Raw genomic sequence first — 2,063 nt, 5'->3', positions numbered from 1 at the left:
GCCCACTATCTCTCCGGCCCGAACGGAAATGGTGAGATAGGGGGCCTGGGGGGACTGAGGGGGGCGGGGAGGAGCGAGCTCGCGTCGGTGCTCTTCGGAGCGGCGCGCGCGGAATCCGGGAGGATTCTCGTCGACGGGAAGCAGATAAGCCCGAAGTCTGTGAGAGAAGCCATAAACGCCGGTATCTACCTTATACCTGAGAAACGCAGGGACTACGGACTCGTATCCGGTGAGGCAGTGATGTCCAATATCACTCTGCCTTTTCTCCGGGACTTCAGTGTCTTCGGGGTTGTGGGCACTAGACGGGAGTCCCTTCCGGTCGAGAACCTGATCCACCGACTCAGGATCAAGACCAGGAGAGCCTCAGACGATGTTGCCACGCTCAGCGGGGGTAACCAGCAGAAGGTTGTCATCGGCAAGTGGCTGACCCGCTCCGGCAGGGTGTTCATCTTCGATGAGCCGACACAGGGGATTGATGTAGGCGCGAAGACTGAGGTGTACCAGATCATGGTTGAGATCGCCCGGGCCGGTGCGGGAGTGATTGTCATATCTTCCGACCTCCGCGAGCTCATAGCCATGTCGGACAGGGTCTATGTCATGAGAGACGGCCGTGTGGTAAAAGAGATCGCCCGAGAGAACCTCACGGGTGACACGGTACTGATGTATGCGCTTGGAGGTGTTCGGGAGTGATCGAGATCTCTCGCGCCACGCCAGCAGGCAGCGGGCACAGGCGGGCAAATGCGGGCGGCATAAGGAACCTAGTCCGCAGCTATGGGACGCTTCTAGGTTTAGTTGCTCTTGTTGTCGTGTTCAGTGCGACGACTCAAGTGTTTCTGACGTTCAACAACATCATCAACATACTCCGGCAGGTGTCAATGCTCGCCATAATCTCGACAGGGCTCACGTTCTGCATGGTCACGGGGGATTTCGACCTCGGAATCGGGTCGGTGGGCTCTCTCGTCGGTGTTGTGACCGTGAGTCTGTTGGTCAAAGGGTTTCCCGTGCCCTTGTCTCTGCTCGCAGGACTTGGGCTTGCCGCTCTGTTCGGCATGGTAAACGGAGCTCTAGTGACGCAGGTGGGCATATCCTCATTCATCTCCACCTTGGCTGCAGGCTCCGTGGCCACGGGCGTCACCTTCCTCTACACTCAGGGTCAGGCCATCTACGGTGACCTTCCGCAATCCTTTGCCTTCATAGGCCGAGGCTATGTGGGCAGCATTCCGACACCAATCATCGTCATGGCGTTCGTGGTCGTCCTGGGTGAGTTCATCCTGACGAGGACACGAATGGGAAGGTACATGTATGCCATCGGTGGCAACTTGAATGCAGCGAGGTTGTCGGGAATCTCGGTGCGCAAGTACCGCCTCCTAGGGTTACTCTTCTCGAGTCTGGGGGCTGGTATCGCGGGAATCATCCTCGCGTCCCGGTTGGGATCCGGGCAGCCTACTGCCGCGGCAGGATTCTTCCTGGACGCGATAGCCGCCGCATTCCTGGGTCAGACCATATTCCGGGATGGCCGTCCGAACATCCTGGGTACCTTTGTCGGCGTGCTGATCATCGGAGTGATGAACAACGGACTGACACTGCTCAGAGTCTCCTACTACTGGCAGGACATATCCAAGGGGGCAATCATCGTCCTCGCCGTAGCCCTCGCAGCCTTGCGCCCGACAAAGGGTTCGAGGTAAGGATCAACATGACAGGTGGAACACTCTTAAGCTGAGGTGTGCAAATGACGGATCAAACCCGCCCGCGGCTGATAGTGGCGATGGATCACGCTTTGGAGATGGGCCCGGTTGTGGGCCTCGAAGACCCGGGACGAGTGATAACGCAGGCAATCGCGGCAGGTGCAGACGGTATTCTGACGAGCCCGGGGATCGCCAAACGCTATCGTGGACTCCTCTCTGGGACAAGAGTCTACCTGCGTCTCGACGTGCAGGCATCCACGCGGGAGATGCCGGGAGAGATGCGGTTGCTGTACTCCGCGGAGTACGCTGCGGCCGTCGGGGCGACTGGAGTCGCATGCATGGGATATATCGGGTCTGAATGGGAACTCGACACGTTAG

Annotated in this window: 3 protein-coding genes; all 3 read left to right on the top strand. The window is 58.8% G+C overall.

Annotation, left to right across the window (positions count from 1 at the left end):
- Positions 1-690, top strand: a 690-nt coding sequence (locus tag NUW23_16205) for an ATP-binding cassette domain-containing protein (GenBank protein MCR4427689.1), incomplete at its 5' end; no start/stop codon positions are given.
- On the top strand, positions 687-1,685 hold the full coding sequence (locus NUW23_16200) for an ABC transporter permease (GenBank protein ID MCR4427688.1): 999 nt from the start codon (positions 687-689) through the stop codon (positions 1,683-1,685). The genes NUW23_16205 and NUW23_16200, both read left to right, overlap by 4 nt.
- Before the next feature lie 44 nt (positions 1,686-1,729).
- Positions 1,730-2,063, top strand: a 334-nt coding sequence (locus tag NUW23_16195) for a fructose-bisphosphate aldolase (GenBank protein MCR4427687.1), incomplete at its 3' end; no start/stop codon positions are given.

The sequence above is a fragment of the Bacillota bacterium genome, assembly GCA_024655925.1.
Classification (GTDB): Bacteria; Bacillota; DTU025; order DTU025; family JANLFS01; genus JANLFS01.
The sequence above is the reverse complement of the archived record's forward strand: the minus strand, read 5'-3'. Positions and strand labels throughout refer to the sequence as shown.